Origin of the sequence: Knoellia sp. 3-2P3, from assembly GCF_029223115.1 — a bacterium.
Lineage (GTDB): Bacteria > Actinomycetota > Actinomycetes > Actinomycetales > Dermatophilaceae > Pedococcus_A.
Genome location: NZ_JARGZE010000002.1, coordinates 836830 through 857985, shown reverse-complemented (window position 1 = coordinate 857985; position 21156 = coordinate 836830). Strand labels below are relative to the sequence as shown.

Annotated in this window: 16 protein-coding genes and 1 pseudogene; 9 read left to right on the top strand and 8 right to left on the bottom strand. The window is 68.6% G+C overall.

Annotated elements, in window-relative coordinates; genetic code table 11:
• Window positions 1-232: 232 nt before the first annotated feature.
• A pseudogene (locus P0Y31_RS09515) lies at window positions 233-2470 on the bottom strand (DNA topoisomerase IV subunit A); the annotation flags it as partial.
• Window positions 2471-2562: 92 nt separating this feature from the next.
• Window positions 2563-2982, bottom strand: coding sequence for a hypothetical protein (locus tag P0Y31_RS09510; protein WP_275868628.1), 420 nt, complete (start codon window positions 2980-2982; stop codon window positions 2563-2565).
• A 273-nt stretch (window positions 2983-3255) separates the two neighbouring features.
• On the opposite strand from P0Y31_RS09510, the gene P0Y31_RS09505 reads away from it, so the two are divergent.
• The 3 genes from P0Y31_RS09505 (at window position 3256) to P0Y31_RS09495 (ending at window position 6756) form a co-directional block, all read left to right on the top strand.
• The gene (locus tag P0Y31_RS09505; RefSeq protein WP_275868626.1) at window positions 3256-3834 is read left to right on the top strand and encodes a hypothetical protein; all 579 of its coding nucleotides are present in this window, start codon (window positions 3256-3258) and stop codon (window positions 3832-3834) included.
• 5 nt (window positions 3835-3839) lie between these two features.
• A complete protein-coding gene (locus P0Y31_RS09500; protein WP_275868624.1) occupies window positions 3840-4856 on the top strand; it encodes a hypothetical protein in 1017 nt (338 codons plus the stop codon).
• Window positions 4857-6342: 1486 nt separating this feature from the next.
• Window positions 6343-6756, top strand: coding sequence for a hypothetical protein (locus tag P0Y31_RS09495; RefSeq protein ID WP_275868622.1), 414 nt, complete (start codon window positions 6343-6345; stop codon window positions 6754-6756).
• Window positions 6757-6810: 54 nt separating this feature from the next.
• On the opposite strand, the gene P0Y31_RS09490 is transcribed toward P0Y31_RS09495, so the two are convergent.
• From P0Y31_RS09490 to P0Y31_RS09480, 3 genes are read right to left on the bottom strand one after another with little or no spacing between them, the layout of a single operon-like run.
• Window positions 6811-7875: an ADP-ribosylglycohydrolase family protein gene (locus P0Y31_RS09490; RefSeq protein ID WP_275868621.1), complete on the bottom strand. Its 1065-nt coding sequence runs from the start codon at window positions 7873-7875 to the stop codon at window positions 6811-6813.
• Complete coding sequence (locus P0Y31_RS09485) at window positions 7872-8711, bottom strand: hypothetical protein (RefSeq protein WP_275868619.1); 840 nt, start codon at window positions 8709-8711, stop codon at window positions 7872-7874. The genes P0Y31_RS09490 and P0Y31_RS09485 overlap by 4 nt, the downstream gene beginning before the upstream one ends.
• Window position 8712: 1 nt before the next feature.
• Window positions 8713-10185 carry an ADP-ribosylglycohydrolase family protein gene (locus P0Y31_RS09480; protein WP_275868617.1) on the bottom strand — a complete coding sequence of 491 codons (1473 nt, stop codon included), beginning with the start codon at window positions 10183-10185 and terminating at the stop codon, window positions 8713-8715.
• A 77-nt stretch (window positions 10186-10262) separates the two neighbouring features.
• Between P0Y31_RS09480 and P0Y31_RS09475 the strand changes: the two genes are divergently transcribed.
• On the top strand, window positions 10263-10973 hold the full coding sequence (locus tag P0Y31_RS09475) for an NUDIX domain-containing protein (RefSeq protein ID WP_275868615.1): 711 nt from the start codon (window positions 10263-10265) through the stop codon (window positions 10971-10973).
• 238 nt (window positions 10974-11211) lie between these two features.
• On the opposite strand, the gene P0Y31_RS09470 is transcribed toward P0Y31_RS09475, so the two are convergent.
• Together P0Y31_RS09470 and P0Y31_RS09465 are read right to left on the bottom strand one after the other, a co-directional pair.
• Window positions 11212-12621: a DUF4407 domain-containing protein gene (locus P0Y31_RS09470; RefSeq protein WP_275868613.1), complete on the bottom strand. Its 1410-nt coding sequence runs from the start codon at window positions 12619-12621 to the stop codon at window positions 11212-11214.
• The gene (locus P0Y31_RS09465; protein WP_275868611.1) at window positions 12618-13082 is read right to left on the bottom strand and encodes a hypothetical protein; all 465 of its coding nucleotides are present in this window, start codon (window positions 13080-13082) and stop codon (window positions 12618-12620) included. Before P0Y31_RS09465 ends, P0Y31_RS09470 begins: the two co-directional genes overlap by 4 nt.
• A gap of 981 nt (window positions 13083-14063) precedes the next feature.
• On the opposite strand from P0Y31_RS09465, the gene P0Y31_RS09460 reads away from it, so the two are divergent.
• The gene (locus P0Y31_RS09460; RefSeq protein ID WP_275868609.1) at window positions 14064-15077 is read left to right on the top strand and encodes a thermonuclease family protein; all 1014 of its coding nucleotides are present in this window, start codon (window positions 14064-14066) and stop codon (window positions 15075-15077) included.
• A complete protein-coding gene (locus P0Y31_RS09455; RefSeq protein WP_275868607.1) occupies window positions 15053-15865 on the top strand; it encodes a DUF429 domain-containing protein in 813 nt (270 codons plus the stop codon). The genes P0Y31_RS09460 and P0Y31_RS09455 overlap by 25 nt, the downstream gene beginning before the upstream one ends.
• A 3-nt stretch (window positions 15866-15868) precedes the next feature.
• On the opposite strand, the gene P0Y31_RS09450 is transcribed toward P0Y31_RS09455, so the two are convergent.
• Window positions 15869-16774 (bottom strand): phosphorothioated DNA-binding restriction endonuclease, encoded by a 906-nt coding sequence (locus tag P0Y31_RS09450; protein ID WP_275868605.1) that lies wholly within the window; start codon window positions 16772-16774, stop codon window positions 15869-15871.
• 126 nt (window positions 16775-16900) lie between these two features.
• Between P0Y31_RS09450 and P0Y31_RS09445 the strand changes: the two genes are divergently transcribed.
• The 3 genes from P0Y31_RS09445 to P0Y31_RS09435 all read left to right on the top strand — a co-directional run bounded on the left by P0Y31_RS09445 (window position 16901) and on the right by P0Y31_RS09435 (window position 21032).
• Window positions 16901-18283 carry an NERD domain-containing protein gene (locus P0Y31_RS09445; RefSeq protein WP_275868603.1) on the top strand — a complete coding sequence of 461 codons (1383 nt, stop codon included), beginning with the start codon at window positions 16901-16903 and terminating at the stop codon, window positions 18281-18283.
• 209 nt (window positions 18284-18492) lie between these two features.
• On the top strand, window positions 18493-19911 hold the full coding sequence (locus P0Y31_RS09440) for an alpha/beta hydrolase (protein ID WP_275868601.1): 1419 nt from the start codon (window positions 18493-18495) through the stop codon (window positions 19909-19911).
• 170 nt (window positions 19912-20081) lie between these two features.
• Window positions 20082-21032 (top strand): GNAT family N-acetyltransferase, encoded by a 951-nt coding sequence (locus tag P0Y31_RS09435; protein ID WP_275868598.1) that lies wholly within the window; start codon window positions 20082-20084, stop codon window positions 21030-21032.
• Window positions 21033-21156: the final 124 nt, after the last annotated feature.

Below are 21156 nucleotides of genomic sequence, written 5' to 3'. Positions count from 1 at the left end.
CGAGGGGTGTGGGTCGATCCTGTGGGCCACGTGGCTCGCTGCGCACGGCATTGCTCGACTCGAGGATCGCGCCGCTCGCTCTGGGAGCAGAACCTTGAGCCTGCATTGCGTGGATGCGTTCCAAAGCCTCCACAGGTCTGGTGGTTGATGACCGGACCCCCGTGGCGCGTGCCTGCGCCCGCGCCACGTCAAGGGGCATGCCAAGTGCTGGATTCTCATGGGCATCCGCTGTACCGGCCCAAGCGAGCACCAGGGTGTCCTCGCCCTTGAGGAAGCGGTGGCAGCGCACGCCACCGGTGGCGCGCCCCTTGGCCGGGTACTCGGCATACGGGGTCACCTTGAGCGAGCCGGCCTCGGTGCCCGGGAGGGCACCCGAGGAGCCGGAGGAGGTGACGACCACGGCGTCGGAGCCGGGGTCGACCGCGCCGAAGAAGGCGACCTGCTGGCCGGCGGCGACCTTGATGCCGGCGATGCCGCCACCGCCACGGCCCTGTGGTCGGACCGCGCCGGCGGGGAAGCGCAGCAGCTGGGCGTCGGTGGTGATGAAGACCAGGTCCTCCTCGCCGGTGCGCAGCTGGACGGCGCCGACGACGCTGTCGCCGTCCCTGAGCCCGATGATGTCGAAGTCGGTCCTGCCCGGGTAGTCGGCGCTGACCCGCTTGACCACGCCGGAGGCGGTGCCGAGCGCGACGCCGCCGGCCTCGGGGTCGAGGGAGACGATGGTCAGCGGCTCCTCGCCGGCGGGCAGGTCGACGTACGCCGCGAGCGGCGCCCCGCCGGAGAGGCTGGGGGAGCCGTTGGTGGGCGGCAGCGTCGGCAGCTCGAGCGCCGACAGGCGCACCATGCGACCGCGGGAGGTGACCAGGCCGACCTCGCCGCGGGCGGTGGTGCGCACCGCGCCGACGATGACGTCGTGCTTGCTCCGGCCGCCCTCGGCCGGGATGGGGTCGGCGCTGGTCGTGCGCGCCATGAGTCCGGTGGAGGACAGCAGCACCCAGCAGGGGTCGTCGGCCACCTCGAGCGGGGTGGTGGCGCTGACCGGGCTGCCGGCCGACTCCAGCAGCACGGTGCGGCGCGGCGTGCCGTGGGCCCTGGCCACGTCGGCCAGCTCGGTCGAGACCGTCTTGAGCAGCAGCTTCTCGTCGCCGAGGATCGCCTCGAGCTCCTCGATCTGGCGCTCGAGCTCGCTCTTCTCGTGCTCGAGCTCGATCTTGGAGAACTTGGTCAGGCGGCGCAGCTGCAGGTCGAGGATGTAGGTCGCCTGCGGGTCGGAGAGGTCGAAGACGTCCATCAGGCGGGCCTTGGCCACGCCGGCGTCGTCGGAGGTGCGGATGACCTGGATGACCTCGTCGATGTCGAGGATGGCGATGAGCAGGCCCTCGACCAGGTGCAGGCGGTCCTTGCGCTTGCCGAGGCGGTACTCGCTGCGCCGGCGCACCACGTCGGTGCGGAAGTCGACGTAGACGCGCAGCAGCTCCTTGAGGCCCAGGGTGCGGGGCTGGCCGTCGACGAGCGTGACGTTGTTGATGGCGAAGTTGTCCTCCATCGGCGTCAGCTTGTAGAGCTGCTCGAGGACCGCCTCGGGGTTGAAGCCGTTCTTGACCTCGATGACCAGGCGCAGGCCGTGCTTGCGGTCGGTGAGGTCCTTGACGTCCGAGATGCCCTGCAGCTTCTTGGACTGGACGTTGTCCTTGATCTTCTCGATGACCTTCTCGGGGCCGACGAGGTAGGGCAGCTCGGTGACGACGATGCCCATCTTGCGCGGGGTGATCTTCTCGATCCGGGTGGTCGCGCGGGTGCGGAACGAGCCGCGGCCGGTGAGGTAGGCGTCGCGGATGCCGTCGAGCCCCACGATCTTGCCGCCCGCGGGCAGGTCCGGGCCGGGCACGAACTTCATCAGGTCGTCGAGCGAGCAGCTCGGGTGGGCGATGAGGTGGCGGGCGGCGCCGATGACCTCGACGAGGTTGTGCGGGGCCATGTTGGTGGCCATGCCGACGGCGATGCCGCTGGCGCCGTTGACGAGCAGGTTCGGGAACGCGGCCGGCAGCACCTCGGGCTGGAGCAGCTGGTCGTCGTAGTTGGGGATGAAGTCGACGGTGTCCTCGTCGAGGCCGGTCGTCATGAGCAGGGCCGCGGGCGCGAGGCGGGCCTCGGTGTAGCGGCTGGCCGCGGGGCCGTCGTCGAGGGAGCCGAAGTTGCCGTGGCCGTCGACGAGCGGGAGCCGCATGGTGAACGGCTGCGCCATGCGCACGAGGGCGTCGTAGATCGCCGAGTCGCCGTGCGGGTGGTACTTGCCCATCACGTCGCCGACGACGCGGGAGGACTTCACGTGGCCGCGCTCGGGTCGCAGGCCCATCTCGGCCATCGAGTAGAGGATGCGCCGCTGCACCGGCTTGAGGCCGTCGCGGGCGTCGGGCAGCGCGCGGGAGTAGATGACCGAGTAGGCGTACTCCAGGAACGCCCCCTGCATCTCCTCCTCGACGGCGATGTCGATCACGCGTTCGCTCACTTCAGCACCAGCACTGCCGAAAGAGGTCACTCGATCCGATGCGGTGGGCGCCACTAGTCGCCGGCGCCCGAGCCGTAGCGGTCTCGCCAGTGGGCCAGCATCTGGTCGATCCTTGCTGCGACGCTGGCCTTGTCGGCTTCCAGGTCGATGTCGGCGAGTCGCTCGTCCTTCGGGTCGATCTCTCGCGACTCCATGTAGGGCAGCGGAACGTCGCAGACTTCGCAGAGGTCGTCGCCGTGAGGATCGATGTCGTACCCACATGCGTGCACGGGCACTGGTGGCTCCTGCCATCGGATGCCCCACCGCTCAGGCCGAGGTGCGAGCATGCAGTGCTCCACCATGGTGACGTCACAGCTGTGGAAGCCGGTGTACTGGGCCTGAGCGTCGATGTGCGACTCGGCGTCGACGAGCAGAATCCCGTGGAACCCGAACACGAGGTGGAGCTCGCCGCAGTACTCAGGCAGGTCATTCATCGCCTCTCCTAGGACACAGGACGTCGCCAAGGCAGCCAGCGTGCAAGGTCGTCGCCGAACCCGACATCGTCCCTTTGGTCGGTTCTGTCGGGTCGTGCCTCCGTTGTCGGTGGTCTCACCTAGCGTCAGCCGTGGTGGTTCGCCCGAGGGAGGGGGGTTCATGTGGCGGGGCCAACAGAGCCCAGCGGTGCGATACGCCTGTCCAGTGAGGACGAGGCTCGCACGCTCGCGGCACGACTCAACGACGGCAGCCGGCTCCGACCGGTCGTCGTGGTGAGCATTGCTGCGGGGCAGCCCTCGCCGTTCGTGGACCACGAGGAGATCGCGAGGAGCCTCCACGGTCTTGCAGACGTCTTCGTGCTGCCGACGGGAAATGTGTCCTGGGCCTTCTCGAACGCCATGCCGCCCATGACCCAGGTGTACGGCGGCGCTTCGAGGGTCTATCCCACCGACCTCGAATGGGTCACCATGCCCAGTCGCTCACCGCTGCGCTTCGCCTTCGGCGCGGGTGACTGTTCCAAAGTCACGGAACTCCTCGTCAGCGATGCCATGGCCATGGCTATGGCAGCTGGCCTCCTGACAGCACATCACTTTTCGGGCGAACGAGCTGTTGAGGGGGAGGTACTCGGCGTCGCCGGTGGACGAGCCTTCGTGAAGACTGATGCAGGCTTGGCCACGATCTGGCCCGAGCTGACCGTGCCCGGGGTGAGTGCCGAACGCCTCTTTGGCAAAGGGATGAACGTCTCCGGCTGGATTCGACAGACAAGCGTCTCGATGTCCGGGCCTCCCTGCGCCCCCTCGCAGAGTTGTTGGCCGCATATGCCCTGGGGCGGTCCGTCCTGGGCAGAGTGACCCGAGTGGATGCCGGCGGCGCTCACGTTGAGCTGGTGCCCGGCTGCCGTGTGTATGTGGATGCGCGGGATGTGAGCGCAGGCACCGACCTGCCTCTGACGTCGCTGATCTCCGTCGATGAGGTCGTGGCCGCGACGGTGACACGGACGGGCGAAGCCAAGGGCAAGGGCTGGAAGCTCACCCTGACCGATGTCGACGGAGAAGACCCTCCATATGCGGCCGCTCTCCTGCGGGGCGGTCCGCCGTGGTTGGAGCTGCGCGCCCCTGACGACGATCCCCATCCCGAGGTCGAACCGCAGCCGCGGCAGCAACCGGCGGCCGCCTCTGGTGGCGCGGCTCCAGCCGAGGCGCCCCAAACGAGGATCCCCCCAGGGGACGCGGTCGACGCCATGGTCTCTCCTGTCCAGCTCGTGTCGCAGTTGGAGGCGATGCGACTGGAGCGTGACGGCTTCTCGGAGGAACTCTCCCGCGCAACGGCACGAGTCGACCGCCTCGAAAACGACAGAAGGCGACTCCGGCAGCGTCTCCGCGAAGCGAGCAACCGGGTAGACCGTCTCGAACGGGAGGTGGGCCGTCTGCGAGAGGAAGCCACCGCGTCCGCGGGCGACGGTGCACTGTTCAGGGAGGCGGATGAGCAGCTCGAGTTCGAGGTTCAGCTGGCCTGGGCCAGACGCACCGCGCCGGGGGAGAAACGTGACTACCCCATTCGGCCCTACGTGTTGGCGGAGCAGTTCCTGTCCTCCTGGGCCGGGGTGGACGGCATTGACCGCCAGAAGGTTGTCGATGTCATCGTCGACATCGTCACGGGTCGTGTCCACGATGTCGCTGGTAGGGAAACCCATCAGCTGCGGGAGTCCGAGGCAGGTAACTCGCCGTTCGTGCGACGGGACGACGGGGCAACGTGCTGGCGGGTCGCACTGCAGACCAAGACTCCACAGGCGCGCCGACTGCATTATTGGCAGCTCAGCGACGGCACTGTCGAGCTTTCCAGCATTCGACTTCACGACGACTTCAGACCCTGACCACTCTCCTGTAGATGGAGCGTCGAGGGACAAGACCAGACAACGGGGGAACTACTTTGGGAAACCGACGGCTCGACAGCACACTCGGCTCGCGGATCGGAGCCGACGTGGCCGCCGCTTTGCGTTCCTTGGCCGCTGAGGTGAGTTATGACGCCCCGAGGGTCGCCCGCGCCGCGCCTCAAGAGACTCCCGCGAGGCAGCCCGAGCCCGAGCGGAGGAAAGGCGAGAGGCGTGGGCGACCAGGTGGTGTGGGCTCGGTGAAGACGGCTGACGGCTTGAATCAACCGGCGCAGCAGCAACCGAAGCGCCGTCGGTCGCGTCGCCGGGGGACGATCGACGTCGGGGCGCCGGTGGTGGTCGTGTCGCGTCCAGTCTCGGACGCAAAGCCAGCTCATCTGGCACTGCTGCCAGCGAAACAGCTGAAAGACCGCAGGTTCGCCGGCGAGGACTGGTTCGAACAACGGAAGCACGAGGAGTGACCGGTTAGGTGCCGGGCCAGACCAGGCGACCCTGCATGCAACACTTCGCTCATTCTTCCTCTTCACTTGTCTGACGGCCTCGAGCGTTCACAGCCCAGTCGTCGAACGGGTCGCGCGGGTGGATGTCGCCCAAGGCCTTTGCGCGACTCGCGAACGGGTCCTCCAGGTGGATACTGATTGGGCCTCGGGCGAGCACCCCGAAGGTCACGATGACGGGCGACTTCAGCCGCCGAGCTTGTGGGCGGTGAATCGCTGATCCGGTGTGCGCGCCGTCTCCACGAGGAACACCCCCGAGCGCCCATTGCCCAGCCCCCCGGGGGAAGCTCAAACACCGACACCCAGACAGTACCTGTTCGAGACAGCGCAGCGGAGCGCTGAGGCGTCTGCTGCCGCGTTGTGCGGGAGCAGCCAAACGGCAGACGTGGGGTTTGGCGCAACGAGCCACTGGATCTGACCGGGCGTAGGTGACCTTCGTCGGTCAGGTCAGACCAGCGTCCCTTCCTCTGGCACGCAAGCCTCGCAGCCGGTGGGCGCTCCGCGGAGGCCGTCATCGATTCGGACACACAGACGAACACGCCGGCATTGCCGACCGCAGTGTTCGAGTAGCGGGTCGTGACGACGCCGAGCGACTCACGCGGCCCGGCCGCTATGAGCGGTTAACCCACCAGTGTGTGAGGTGGGTGTGTTTGGGATTGGTCATGGCTGCATCCTGCATCGACGGGGCGGTCAAGGAGCATCCCCTGCCGCGCGTGTGCCGGGCCACAAGCATTATGTCGGTGACCAGTGACAACTCTTCGCTGCCCTGCAGCCAGATCGATCTTTTGGTGTGCGCATACCCTCCGCGAGTGCGGGGCCTTTCTGCATCCTGTGTGCTCTCCGAACGGTCCTTCGCGATGTCGGGCAGCACCGCGACAGCGTGTCCACACAGGAGCCCCAGGGGATCGGAGTTGAATATGCACATGGAGCCAATTAATGGGCAACTCCTGAGCCTCAAAGCTTCGCCGACCGTGGAGCGCTTCGTCAGGGAGATGGTTGTCCGAAGAAGCTTGGGAACTGACCGCCGGGCCAATTACATGAGCCTTCGACCGATTCCTGTCGGCGCCATCGCCGTTTATTGCCACGCGGCGCATATCTCAATTGCCGTGGACCCTCCGAAGGCCGAGGTCCTGCGAGCGAGCACCACGTATCAGAAGCAGATCCCTAAGACGCCTGCGACGACATACATCGTCGTCGGTGATGGTTTGCTGGCCCACAACTTCGACGACGTCTTGGAACTCGCGGTTGAGTCGGTTGACTGGCGCGCGCAGGGACCGCAGACGACGCTTGGGGGCGGGCACAACTCGAAGCATGCCCACGAGCCGGAAGTGTGTCCCAACTGTTGGAACGAGGTCACTGCTGCTGGAGCATGCTGGTGCGACTGACGCGCTGCGCCAGAGCTGGCTGATATTCGTCCAATCTGAGCGACATCATCCCGATCACCAGCCGGGATACCGGGACCACCAGTGCGGGTCCCGCGGCGGCTCCATCTCGGCACCGCCGGGGGAGTCGACCAGCTCCTGAACGGCATCACGTGCCAACGTGTCCACCACCCACGCGAGCTCGTGCCGGCTGATGAGGTCAAACGGCAGCTGCGAAGCGCCATGGCTGGCGCCGAGCAGGGCGCCCGTCACGGCGGCCACCGAGTCGCCGTCCGGCGCCTGCGCGGCGAACTCCACAGCCTCAAGGAACTGGTGCCGGTGGGGATAGGTTGACGCTACGTAGAGCCCTCCCATCAGTGCGGAGCGCGAGGTCTTGTCCGGGGCGATCTCCTTCAGGTAGCCGATGTCGCCGGCGCCGTACGACCTGCCGACCACCTCCACGTAGCTGTTCGAGACGGCGGTCGGCAGGCCGAGGTTGTGCGTCGCGTTCGCGCCCTCGTGCAGCCCGTCCAGCGCCTCGTCCGCACGAAGGCACTCCGCGGCGATGGTCACCGCGGCTGCCGTCACCCCGAGGCCAACGGGGCTGCCGTGGGTCAGCGCTGTCGCCCGCCGAGCGAGGTCCACAGCCTGGTCGTTACGGCGCTCCAGCGCCATGAGCGCCAGCGGCAGGACGCGAACCAGTCCCTGACAGCCCATGCTCTGGTTGATGGGCCGCTCAGGAGTGCCCAGCGTGCCCTTCTGCAGGGTGGTCACCGTCGTGGGCGATGACCCACGGCGTTGGCCGAGCGCGGGCACCGCGTGGAGCCACCCGTCCGGACTGCCCGCGAAGGCGGCGTTGATGTCACCGTCCGGCTCGATGCCCGAGATGCCCTGCGCCATGCCCCAGCGCAGGTAGGCGCGCCAGATCACGGCGGCCGGGTTGCAGATGCCCTTGTGCGACATGCGCATCGACGCACGGATGTAGCCCTCAACCGTGAAAGCGGCCAGCTGGGTGGAGACGCCGGCACGGATCAGCTCCTGCCGGTGGTTGCCTCGGCCGACGGACTCGCCGAGTGCCAGGCCGAGCATGAGCCCGCGCACCGAGTCGGTCCCGCGCTCGACGGCCGTCTGGTCGGGCCTCACGCGGTCTCCCCTCCGAAGTGCTGGTCCTTGGCCCACCACAGGAAGGCCGACGCGTGTTGGCAGCTCTCGAAGCCGCCACCCACCAGTTCCAGCAGCAGGTTGTTGCTCCAGACGGCCAGCCGACCGATCTGCATGCTGACCTGGTCCTGCCTCGGCATCTTCAGGCCGAAGACCGCCTCCGTAATGTCGCGCTTCCCGGTTCCGGTACCGGAGTAAGTGAGGATCGGGAGGAACTGGTTCGGTTTGACGACGCAGAGCACCCGCGTCAGCAGGGACTCGCGGAAGCCAGTCATGCCCATGCCCTTGTGTCCCACGATCAGGTGGGTGAGACGGTCCTCCAGCGGGACGTCGTCGGGGCCGTAGAGCAGGTAGTCGATCGTGGACCGCACCTGCTCGGCCGCGGCGGCTGTGCCCATCTGGTTCCAGGCTGTGTTGAAGACGGACATGTTGCCGGGGTTGGCGCCGACGTCGGAGTTGGCGAAGTCCTTGAGGTCCTGCGGCTTGCAGGTCCAGAGGCCGTCGCGAGAGAACACCTGCTGGTACTGACGCCAGTACGGTGCAACCGCCGGGTCCTCCACCGGTTTCATCGTCAGGAACTGCTGCTTCAGCTCCTCCACCCGTGCGTGGCGACCGGAGGACACCATCGCCGGCGTGGGGAACTTCAGCCATGCCCTGTCGAAGGAGCTCATCGCCTTCGGTGTCGGCGCTGCCGGCTGTCCGTGGACCCACCCGGTGCCGCACTCACCGCAGCGGACCTGCAGCCGGCCGTCGCCGAGCTTCTCGTCGACGTGGATGTCCTCGTCCGAGGCGCAGGTGGGGCAGGAGACCAGAGCCACGTCAGGCTCCTTTCGCAGAGGTGGGAAGGTCGGCGCCGAGGGCGGTCTGCCACAGGAGACCACGGCCTCGAGTGCTGGGCAGCGCCGACACGATGGCTTCGGCGGCGACGTTGGCATCGATGCCCAGCCGCACGGCATACCGCACCGCCGCGCTGGGCGTGCGCTGCTGCGCGGCGACGCAGTGCAGCAGCACCCGCTTGCCTTCGGAGCGGAAGGCCTGCACCGCAGCGGCGGCTTCGTCGAGCACGAAGGCCAGATGCGTGTTGTCGTCGGCGAGCTCGCTGTCGACCAGCCACATCTCGACGTGGTCCTCGGGGGACACGCCTGCAGCCTCGAGGTCGGCACGACCCACTCGGCAGAGGGAGACCACGGCGTCCACGCCCAGCCGAGGCGCGTCGTGGAGATCGGCGAACGTCCCGAGGAGGACCTCAGGATCGTGCGGGTGGGGGATGGCGCACTCCTGCTCGTAGCCGGCGCGCATGGTGTCCACCTCGGGCCACCCCCGTCCGAACACGTTGCCCCGGCGGGCGGTCGCGATGGCGAGACCGACGAGGTCGCGGCCCCGCAGGCCGGGCCAGCCGTGGACCCGGCGGCGCCACCGGAACGGAACCGCGGAGGCACCGTAGCGGGCGCCGAGCAGGGCGCCGGCGATCGCCGCCACGGTGTCGGTGTCATCGCCCGCCTGCACGGCTGCCGTCAGAGCCCGCTGCAGGTGCAGTGGCGACCCGTCGTGGTGGTCGGTGGACGTGATGGCTGCCCAGGCGGCCTGCAGGGCGGTCACGGTGAAGCCGTTGGGGGAGAGGTGCTGCGGCATGGCCTCGGTGGCTTCCGTGATCCAGTCGCACCACTGCGCCCGTCGCTCGGCGGGCAGGAGGTCGAGGCCCTTGAGGAGGTCGAGCCTCCCCTCGCTGACGGCCAGTCGGACCGCCTCGGACCACAGCACGCAGGAGTCGGCCGCCAGCGGGTCGGCGTGGGTGAGCGCGGCGACTGCCCTCGCAGAGGCCGCCGTCCGCTCACGGCTGTCGGGCCGGGTGAGGCCTACGATCCCGGTGCGCATCAGAGCGCCGTTACCGGCGCTGCGGGGGTGCGCCACGGCAAACGCCTCACCCGCCCGGGTGAGCCGTTCCCCCGGGGTGCCGACGCCCCTGCGGGCGGCGGACAGCACGGAGCGCGTCTGGTTGCCGATGTCGCTGGCTCCCTGCCGTGCCCACTGCTCGAACGCATCGGCCACCTGGTCGAGGGCCGGCGACGAGGTGAGGTCTGCGCCGGTGGCGGCGACCCGGGCGATGCAGACGGCCATCTGCGTGTCATCACTCCACTCGCCCGGCGCGTACGGGCCGAGGCCGCCGCCGATCATCTGCGGCTCGTCGCGTGGGGGATTGCTGAACTCGTACGGGACGCCCAGGGCGTCCCCGCATGCCTGTCCCAGGAGCACCCCCGCGGCCCGGTCGGTCTGCTGTGTCGTCATTCTCATGGCACCCTCCCTTTTGTGGTCAGTGCGACATTAATGCGGGATCTGGATAAAAGTCAATCTGACGATATGGTGTGTCAATGGCAGCTCGTCGCTACTCCAGCAAGCACCCGATCTTCAGCGTCACCGCGGACCTCGTCGTGCTCACGCTGCGAGATGACGTCTTCTCGGTACTGCTCGTGCGGCGCGGCGCCGAGCCGTATGCCGGCCAGCTAGCTCTCCCGGGAGGTTTCGTCCACGACGGTGAGGACCTGGAGGCGGCTGCCTACCGCGAGCTCGAAGAGGAGGCAGGGGTGGGCCCGGGGGATGTGGTGCTCGAGCAGCTCCGAACGTACGGGGCTCCCGACCGTGACCCTCGCGGACGTGTGGTCACTGTGGCGTGGCTGGCCATGGGGGCCGACCTGCCCGAACCGCAGGCAGGCTCGGACGCTGCCGACGCGATGTGGCTAGCGGTGGACAAGGTGCTCGGCGACCCCGAGGAGCGGCTGGCCTTCGACCACAGCGAGATCCTGCGGGACGGGGTCGAGCGGGCCCGAGCCAAGCTCGAGTACTCGGGCTTGGGGGCGGCCTTCTGTCGACCGGAGTTCACCGTCGGAGAGCTGCGCGGCGTCTACGAGGCGGTGTGGGGGCATCCGTTGGACAAGGCCAACTTCCACCGCAAGGTAACCGGCGCGGAGGGGTTCCTGCGGCCGACGGGGGAGTACACGCGGGAAGGGCGGGGGCGGCCGGCGCGCCTTTTCACGGCGCAGCCCGACACGATGCTGCACCCGCCACTCCTTCGCGAGCGGTGACCCGTAGATGGCCAGAGCCCAATCCGGGGCCGGCTACTCGAGGTGGATCAGCACGGTGGCTCGGTTTCCGCCCTCACAGGTCGTGCATAGCGTCATCCGTCATAAGCCCCTCCCATTCACATTGGATTGTCGCGAACTGAGGGTCGGGAGGTGGCGGGTTTGGCTGATGTGCGAGGCACTGCTGCCCTTCAGGCGAAGACCTTGGATCGTGGTCTCGCCAGGGAGAGAGCCGCGAGCGTCAAACCGATGCTGCAAATCGATCGTCTACCGTCGTATCAGCGGTGGCATGCGCCGGTGCTGCCGACCCCGGACGGTGATCGTCCATGGACTGGAGGTCGCGCTGGGAAGTCCAGACGAACGCCTCGAGGTCCTCCTCGATGAGCTTGCGCTGACGGGCCTTCCAATCGGCAATCGCCTGCTCGGCGAGGTCGCGCTGTGCCTCCGAGATCATGCGGGCTGCTTCGGTCTCGGCCTCCGCCTGGCTCCGCAGTCGCGACTCCAGCGAGTCGAGGGCGGTCTCGGTTTCCATCTCGCGGGTGCGCTGAGCGGCGTGCGCCTCCAGCCGCGCCCTCTCGTACTGCTCCTCGTCCGCCATAGCCATCAGCTGCTCGTAGAGGGACGGCTTGCCAAGGGCAAGCATGAGCTTGACCAGGATGGGCAGGCACTCGATCGATGTGAAGAAGAGGAACAGGGCGAGGTGCGCCAAGAGAAGGGTGGTGTCGTCCTCACCGATTCGGTGGAGCGCCTTGAGTCGGGCCAGCAGGCCATCGCCATCGTTGACCGCGGCAGCGTTGTTGGCGCTTTCGGAGTCGCGTGCTGCCTGGCTGCGTTGGACGGTAGCGGTCAGGCTCTCGAGCTCGGTCTGAGCATTCAGGCGAGCCTTCTGAAGTGAGGCATCCGCGGATGAGCGCACTTCAGCCTTCTTCGCTTCCAGGGCGGCACGAAGCTGCTCCCGCTGGTCGAGCAGGCGGTCTCTCACCGTCTCCTTCTCGGCTGAAGCCGGCCCGGCGCCCATTCGACCACTGCCGCAGGTGCCCTCGCGCTCACAGATGACGGCCTGCTCCGCCCGGGTGAGCGCCTTCTCCACGCTGCTGAGCTCCTGGCTGATCTCTTTCACTTCCGGGTGCGACAAGACCGCATCCGCCGCGCCGCCCTGCGCGATGAACTGCTTCAGCTCCGCGATGCGCGCCCGCTGCTTCGGAATGTCCCGGTATCGAGGGTCGGTGTTGATCCGCTCCTCGAAGGCAGCCTGCTCCTCGAGCTTCATGACGGTCAGCTCCGCCTCGATCTCCTTGTCGAAGATCTGCAGTGTCAGTGGAGTCGAGACGACCATCCCGATGACCAGCGCGAGCAGGAGCCGCGGTGCCGCCATCCGGATGTTCTGCATGACCGTGCTCTGGCGCGGGGTTGCCGTGATCAGCCAGCGGTCGAGGTTTCCGATCGCCACACCCCACAGCAGGCCGACCGCGATGGAGACAGGCAGCGAGGCGTGGAGGGCCATGTGCATGGCAAAGGCGCTCGACAAGGCGGCCAGCCCGGCTGTCATGAGGACGACACCGCCAAGCGACGCCTGCTTCGCCTCATCACGCGGCGCGCGCGCGAGTATGGCCATGTTCGTGCCGGCAACGGTCAGGAGGAACTTCTTCATAGGCTCTGTCTGCCTTGCTCGTGAAGTCGGTCGGCCGAGTCGAGACGCGGCCGTGGGCTGAGGATGTTGGTGATGGCGGAGAGGAGCCCGTCGGTCGGCAGCAGGTTGTGCATCAGTTTCTGCTTGACGTCCTCCGGCACGAGGGGTTTCGGCTGGCTCTGCGCGTCGACCATGAGTCGTTGCGTTGCCTGATCATGCGAGCGGAGGATCCCGTGAATCTGGCGCTCGAGCACCCAGTCGTCATCTGGCCTGAGTTGCAGGGCGGTTCTGAGGCTGACGCCCGGGCCGGGGGGCATGGTGACCTTCGAGATCTCGGGCAACGCCAGATAGAGCACCTCGGATGTCAGGCCCGTCGCTGCGCCGCCAGCGCCCATGGCACGGAGCTCCACGGGTCCAGAGGCATGCAGCTGAACCTGGCCCGATCCGGAAGGGGGAAAGCCGTGAATCCCGTTGATGGACACGGACTGAGCGTTCTCTGCATGCCAGGTGATCCGAGTGGGAACCCCGGGTGCCGCGACGTCTCCATCCAGTGCGATCGAGGAGAAACGGGGCGCAGGTAGGTTTGTTCGTCGCCGATCCTGTCCGGACAAAGCGGCCCCCGACCCGCCCCCGACCGCCGACTTGAACAGCCGTCCGCCATTGAGAGGCCAGACCCCGGGCCGGTTTGCGGCGCCGAACCCGTGGTCACGTCGTCCATGTAATTGCGGCAGCCAGTCGGTCCTGTCGTGAACACCAACCGGTCTGGCGGTGCCATCCGGGGTTGCGGAGGACCCGCCCCGGATGTCCCTGGAAAAGGACTCGAAGACCGCTCCCCAGAAGCTGGGGCGCCACCACCGCCGTCGGGGGAGATGGAGGGTGTGGCTGTACCGCCAGAACCATCGAATGTAGGCAGGAACGAGCAACAGCATCAGGCTGAGGATGGCTCCTGCAAGAAAGTCTGCGAGAAATCCGGCGACGCGGTCGCTCTCGAGGGTCCCGGCCCACGTGGTGTTGGCGTTGAGTGCGAGGGCAGCAATGATGCCCAACAGGACCAGCCAAGTGACCAGAATGGGGTCGCGTGAGGGACCGTCGAACAACGGCCGATCCGTCAATGTTTTCCCCTTCGTTGGGCTGAGCGGTGGAAATCTTCACACGCTCAAATCGGGCACTTCGGACATTGGGGCATTCGATCGACCGAACGGCGGATCGATTCTGACCAATGGTGCGACAGCGATTCGCGGGCCCGATATCTGCGGAAATGTCCGAACGGCTGACCGTTCAGAGTCCTCGAGGGTCTGACCGCGCTGAGAGACTCCATCGCGAAACGTTGAGTAGATGATGGAAGGAACTCGGTGGCAGCGCGTCCCGTTCGACGCTGGGTGGCCCTTGGGGTTGTCGCAGCAGGAATTGCAGGTCTAGGTCTCGTCGCCTCCGCGTTAGGGGCGAGTGCGGCCGAGGGGACCGTGACGAAGGTCGTCGACGGGGACACGGTTGACGTGAGCCTGGGCGGGGACGTGGTCAGGGTCCGGCTGCTCAACGTGGACGCTCCCGAGTCCGTCAACCCGAATGCTCCTGTGGAGTGCCTGGGGCCCGAGGCGGCGACCAAGCTCAAGGCGCTGCTGCCCGTGGGCACCAGCGTCGAACTGCGCTACGACGAGGAGCGCGAGGATCGCTACGGTCGCACGTTGGCAGCGGTCTTCCGAGACGGCCAGATGGTCAATGCGGAGATGGCACGGGCAGGCCTGGCCATGCCTGTGACCTTTGACTCGAACGACAAGTTCCGAGCCCAGGTTGATGCCGCCTATGCAGCCGCCCAGACAAATGAGGTGGGCATGTTCGCAAGCACGGTGACATGCACGCTCCCGGGCCAGGCCGCCGCACTCGAGCAGACGGCCGCGGGACTGCAGGATGCCGCCGCGCTCGCATCCCCCGAACAGGCCGAGGCCGCTGCTGCCCAAGCGACCGCGCTCATCGGCACGGCGTTGGCCCTGGAGGGGGTCGTGCACGCCAAGGCGAGCTTCGCCAGCCGAGCTCTGACGGCCTCGGCGCGCGCAGCCCTCCTGGCGACGACTGCCAGTGTTCGAGAGGCGGCAACGATGCGTCGCGATGCGGCAGCCACCCGCGCAGCCACGATCCGCGCTGAGCGTGCGGCCGCGGCCAAGGCCCGCGCCGAGGCAGCGGCACGAGCTAGAGCAGTGGCGAAAGCCAAGGCCGCAGCCGCAGCTAGGGCCAAGGCGGCCGCGGCTGCCAAGGCTCGTGAGGCGGCTGCGCGCGCTGCGGCACAGGCGGAGGCGGAAGCGGCAGCGCGTCGTCAAGCATCCGCCGCGAGCCCTCGTACTCGAACCAGCAGCTCGACCTCATCGTCCAGCTCGTCCAGCTCGTCAAGTTCCTCGGGTTCGTCAGACCTGTCGGGCTACACCGGATGCCGCCGCTACGCACCCGGTGGCCAGACATGGACGCCGATCCCGTGTCCGTGACCGGTTGGGGGGCTGACACCCCGATCCTTGCCGGCATCGACCTGGCGTGGGGCCAGCGGGCCCGCACCGGCGTGGCTGTCGTCACGGCCGAGGGAGCTCTACTGGCGTCCGCCTCGGTGCACACCGACGCCGAGATCCGGGACTTCCTCGCTCCGTACGCCGCCGCCCTTGCCACCGTGGCCGTCGATGCACCGCTGATCGTCACCAACCCGACCGGCCAGCGGCCGTGTGAGCGCGAGATCGGTGCGGTGTTCGGCAGGTACGGCGCTGGCGCCTATCCCGCGAACACCTCGAACCCGCACTTCAACCCGCCTCGCGCGGCGACCTTGGCAGCTGCGTTCGGCTGGAACACCGACCCTGCCCACGCGGGCAGTCCCGGAGCACCGGGCTGCATCGAGGTCTACCCGCACCCGGCCATGGTCGGCCTGTTCTCCCTGCCCTACACGCTGCCCTACAAGGGCAAGAAGGGACGCGACCTCGCCAGCCTCCAAGCGGCATACGAGGTGCTCTTGGACTCCATGGAGCGCCACCTGCCCGAGCTCGAGCTCCCGCGAAGCGAGCGGTGGGCGCAGCTGCGCACCACCGCGGCAGACCCCCAGCGCAAGGCGGAGCTCGAGCGCATCGAGGACGAGGTCGACGCCATCGTCTGCGCGCACCTGGCGTGGCTCTGGAGCAATCGTCTGGGCGCGCTGCAGGTGTATGGGGACGTCCGCTCCGGATACATCGTCGCTCCGCCACCGCCCGGGCATCCGTCGCGCCGGCGGGTCAACCCCGTCGGCCAGGCGTGACGCCTACGCAGCGGACTTGAAGACCTGCTCTTGATGCCAGGCGCGGTGGTGCTCCGCCGGGGTTGCCGCTCCCGGGCGTGGCCGCAGCTCGCGGCCGTGCAGATCGTAGACCCGCTTGCTCGCCTCGGTGCGGGCGGTGAAGCCGGGGGAGACCACGACGGTGAGGTCGGGCGACAGGCCCAGCGCGCCGCGGTCGAAGAGCTTGTGGTGCAGCGAGCACAGCGCGAGCCCGTTGTCGAGGTCGTCAGGCCCGCCCAGGTTGAACCAGCGGACATGGGCTGCCTCGAGACCTACCGGCGTTGAGCCGAGCCGTCCGTCGTAACCGCAGAAGGCGCAGCTCTCGTCCCACGCCTTGAGGATCTCCAGGACCCACCGCCGGCTCCGCTGCCGTTGGGGTGTTGCTGCGCCAACAAGCGCCCCGGCGTGCAGGACGGCTTCGGGATCGAGTCCAGCGGCGATGAGGACGTCGGGTGCCACCGTGTCCGGGAAGTGCGCCTCGACCAGAGCCCTGGCCACGGCGGCGCGGGTGGTCGCATCCCGCAACTGGGCCTCGAGCGCTGAGTCGAGGCGCCCGGTCGGCTGGGCCCGGTCGAGGTCGCCCACGACGTCATTGGGCACATCGGCGTCGAGCGCCCAGACACCGTCGGAGCGCAGCCGGGTGAACGGGTAGGCGGCCGACTGCTTGGCGCCGGTCTTGGTCTGCGGCCCGAACTCGCGAATGAGATCGGCCAGGCGCGTCTGGGCCTGCTCCCAGGTGACCGCGCTCGAGCCGGTGGCCTCGAGCTGCCCGAGAGCAAGCAGCACGAGCAGCGGCTTGTGCGGCACGCGCGTCCCGTGGTGCTGGTACTGGCGCAGCGACGTGAGGCGCTGCAGCGCCTGCTCCAGCGGGCGCATCGAGGATCGCTCCACGGGTGCAGAGTAGGGCAGCGGTCAGACCTTTGGTCAGGTTTGTCGCACTGTCGGCTTGATCGCCTGCGTGCCGACCTGGCGTCTTCCTAGCATCACGGTCGATGGTGTCGAGAGGGGTTGGCCGTCATGGCTGTCGGGGGAGGAAGCGCCGAGCGCAGGGCTGAGGAGCTCGGTGCGTCGGCGGACTCGGCTGCGGGCGCGTGGGCGGCCGGCGCCGAGGGCGAGCGGCGGGTGGCGGCCGAGCTGTCGAACCTGCGTGAGGCGTGGACCGTGCTGCACGACCGGCTGCTGCGGCCGGGACAGTCGGAGGCGAACCTCGACCACGTGGTCATCGGGCCGGGCGGCATGTTCCTGGTCGACGCGAAGAACCGTGCGGGACGGGTCATGGCGTGGGAGGGCGGGCTCTTCCAGCACACCGTGCAGGCTGGGGACCGCGTCTCGCTCAACCTCGCGGCCGAGCTGAAGAAGGTGCACGGTATGGCTGCCTACATGGCGGTCGAGAGCGGCCGGCCGGTCACCCCGGTGCTCTGCCTCGCCGGAACCCACGAGGCAGAGTTCGGCGAGCCGCAGATGGTGCAGGGAGTCTGGGTCGTCCCGGTCTCCAAGCTCGTGGACTGGCTGAACGCCCAGCCCTACGAGCTGGACCGTGAGACGGCGGGACGGGTCGTGACACGTGCCATGACCGACTTCCCCTCGACGACGACCGATCCGGCGCTGCTGGCAGCGATCGGCCAGGCGGCGCGGCCAAAGCGGGTCAACCAGGCGACGCGACGGCGGCGTCGTCCGTCCGCTCGTCGGGGCCGCGCGCGGCGCTCCTTCGCGGGCCGCCTGGTGCGCGCCATCGTCGGCCTGTTCATGATGCTGGCGAGCCTGTGGTTCCTCGTCACGGTGATGCCGGTGCTCCTGACTGCCTTGCTCACCTCGCTGGTCGACGTCGGCGATCCGAACGCGGCTCCCACCAACGTGGCTCCAACCCCAGTGGCCCCATCCGCGAAGCCGTCAGGCGCGGCGAAGGCAAAGCCGTCCCCAACTGGGAAGGCGTCGCCGACGAAGGCCCCGGTCCCGAAGGTCACGCCGAGGCCGACGCCGGTGGTGCCGGCGCTCCCGCCGACGGACTGCGCTCGCGCCACCGGCGCGGAGGTCGCCAGGGTGCTCGGTCGCACAGTCCAGCCGGTCGCGGTCAGTGCAGGATGTGCCTGGGGGACAAGGCTGGACGACCCGTCCACGGTGTTGGTGACCATCCGGATGAGTCTCAGCGGCAGTGTCTTTGACTCCAAGTTCCAGACGTCGGAGAAGCAGCGACGTGTCGTCTTCGGCACGGCATACGGACCGGGTTATCGGCCGGCGACCGCCCTCTGGGTGGCGACGGGGCAGCCCATCGGCACCGGGAGAGGACACGTCAAGGCGCCCGCCGACACCCACGTCGTCGTCTCGACTACCGAGCTCGGGCTGACGGACGACCAGGCGCGCCGCAAGGCCCTCGCCATCGCCGCTGCCCTCGACGACTGATGCGTCCCCACGCTTCGCGAGCAGACGCGTGTTGCGTCGCCATGGGCGGCGGCACGATGCGCTCTACACTCCACCGGCGGTGGGTCTACGGCAGTGGGACAGGGGAAGTGGTGGCTCGGTTGAAGGCGTGGGCCGGCGCCCTGCTCGTGGCTGCTCTCGCTTGCGGTTGCACCGATGCAGGCAAGGCCGGGCCGGCCGCGGAAGCGGATGTGACGGGCTTCTCCGGTCAGGCGATCGCCTGGCGCGGCTGCGGTGACGGGCAGTCGTTCCAGGCGGGGGAGGCCAAGCCCGGCGAGCCGCAGTGCGCCTACCTGCGCGTCCCGACCGACTACACCGACCCGCACGCCGGCGAGCAGCAGCTGGCCGTGCTGCGGGTGCCGGCCAGCAGTGGCAAGGCGTCCGGGGTGCTCTTCGTCAACCCGGGAGGGCCCGGGGAGCCGGCCACCGCCTTCGCCCGTCCCTTCGCGGGGGACCTGCCGGAGGCGGTCCGAGCCGCCTTCGACGTCGTGGTCATGGACCCGCGGGCGGTGGGGGAGTCTGGCTCGTTGAGCTGTCAGGGCGGCGACTCGACGCAGGCGATGGACGCCCTGGACCTGGCCCCGGACACCGACGGGGAACGACACGCGCTGCGAGCGGCAACGCGGCAGCTCGGGCAGTCCTGCGCGCAGCGGCAGCCCAGCCTGATCGGTCACCTGGCCACCGAGGACTTCGCCCGCGACGTCGACCTGTTCCGCTCGGCGCTGAAGGTGCCCGAGCTCAGCGTGCTCGGCTACTCCTACGGCAGCCTCCTCGGCTACCACTACGCGCGCCTGTTCCCCCAGCGGGTCGAGCGGCTCGTCCTGGACGGCGCGGTGGCTCCGGGCGTTGCGCCCGCGGAGAGCGCGCTGGCACAGGCGCGAACCGCCCAGGACGCGCTGTGGGAGGTCGCCGCCGACTGCGTCGAGGGCGGGTGCGGACTCGGAGACACCGAGGATGAGGTACTCGCCTCCATCGTCGAGCTGCAGGACCGCCTCGACGCCAACCCCATCCCCGTCGACTCCCATGACCTGTTGGCCGAGATCGACGAAGACCTCCTGACCGGCACGATGCTCCGGGCCCTCTACCACCCCGGATACGCCTACGAGTTCGACGACGTGCTGGTCGCACTCGGTGAGGGGGACCCGGCACCGTTCATCGAGGTGTTCGACGAGCTCGCCGGCGAGGGGCCGGTGCTCGACACGCTGGCCGTCAACGGGGCCGCCGCCGGCACGCAGTGCCTGGACGAGCCGCGGGTGGCCGTGAGCGACGCCGACCGGGTCAGGATCCAGGGGACGTCCGGGGCCTTCGGCAAGCTCCTGGCGGCGGACGCGGTGGCGTGCCAGGACTGGCCGGTGCCACCCCGCGACGCGCCGTCGAGCAGTCTGCCGGGACGCGTGGAGGCGCTGGTGCTCAGCAACAGTCCTGACCCCGCCACCCCGGAGGCCGCGGCCGACCGCCTCACGGCACTGATGCCCGGTGCCGTGCACCTGCGCACCGGCCTGTTCGGGCACACCGCAGCCTTCCAGGGCGACGGGTGCGTCGACTCCGCCGTCACGCGTTTTCTGGTCGATGGTGACATCCGTCCCGCCGAACGCGGCTGCAGCGATTGAGTCCCGGGCTCTTGCGTCGCATGAGGGACCCACGACCAGATCAGGATCGGCCCACCGGTCGGCATGCGCGCCCGTTGACCCGTGGTCAGCGTTGGCGACTCTGGCGGAGCGGAGGGGATCCCAGCCGCCCGAAGCGCCGTTGGGAGAGCTGGTTCAGTGGTCCGGCTGGGTTGCTGCGCATCCTGGCCGTCGCGGCCATCGGTCTCGGCTTCGGTTCGCTCCCCTTCGACTGGGCCGACGAGCGACGTGCCCTCGCGCTCGAGTCCTCCGGGCGCACCGCGACCGTCTCTGAGGTCCGCGTGCACGTGGGCCACCGCTTCGCCAGGCACGGCGGTGGCTGGGACGAGGTTGACCGGGTCCAGGTGCGGATCCCCGGCGTGGCCGACGGTGCCTGGGTCGACGTGTACGGACTGAACAACCTCGAGATGAACCCCGACGTGGAAGGCTCCCTCTGGCGCCGTGGTTGGCAGGAGCCCACCGGGGCTACCACCTACCGCCCGCCTCTGGAGGTCGTGTACCGCGTCGAACGCAACGTCGATGTCATGACGCTCGGTGACATTGCCAGGTGGACGACGTCGGACGACGTGGAGATCTCAGCCGGCATCGGCGCCAGCGGCCTTGGGCTGCTGGCGCTCACGCTGCTGCCGTCCGCCTGGCGCCGTCACCCGCCCTATCGTGTTCCTGTGACGATCACCTTGCGGGAGATCACCGAGGACAACACCGAGTCCGTCCTCGCGCTGCGCACCACTCCCGATCAGGAACGGTTCGTCTCCACGGTGGCCGACTCGCTGGCGGAAGCCGACGCGAACCCGCACGGGAACCCCTGGTTCCGAGCCGTCTACGCCGACGGGCAGCCGGTCGGGTTCGTCATGCTCAGCTGGGACGTCGAGCCCCAACCGCCCGACATCAACGGACCCTGGTTCCTCTGGAAGCTGCTCATAGACCACCGCCACCAGGGCAAGGGTTACGGCCGAGAGGTCGTGCGACAGGTCGTGGAGCTGGTGCGCGTTCAGGGTGGCACCGAGCTGCTCACCAGCTATGTGCCCGGAGACGGTGGGCCATCCGGCTTCTACACCCGGCTCGGGTTCGTTCCGACAGGAGAGCTTGACCCCGGGGGGTAGATCCTCCTGCGGCTGACCGTGCAGGAGTGACTCTGCCGAAGGGTATGCCGCGTGGTCAGCACGCGGCATACCCTCACCTCGCGCGCGGCGAACGCAGCGCTGGCTTGCCTGCGTTGCCGCGGGG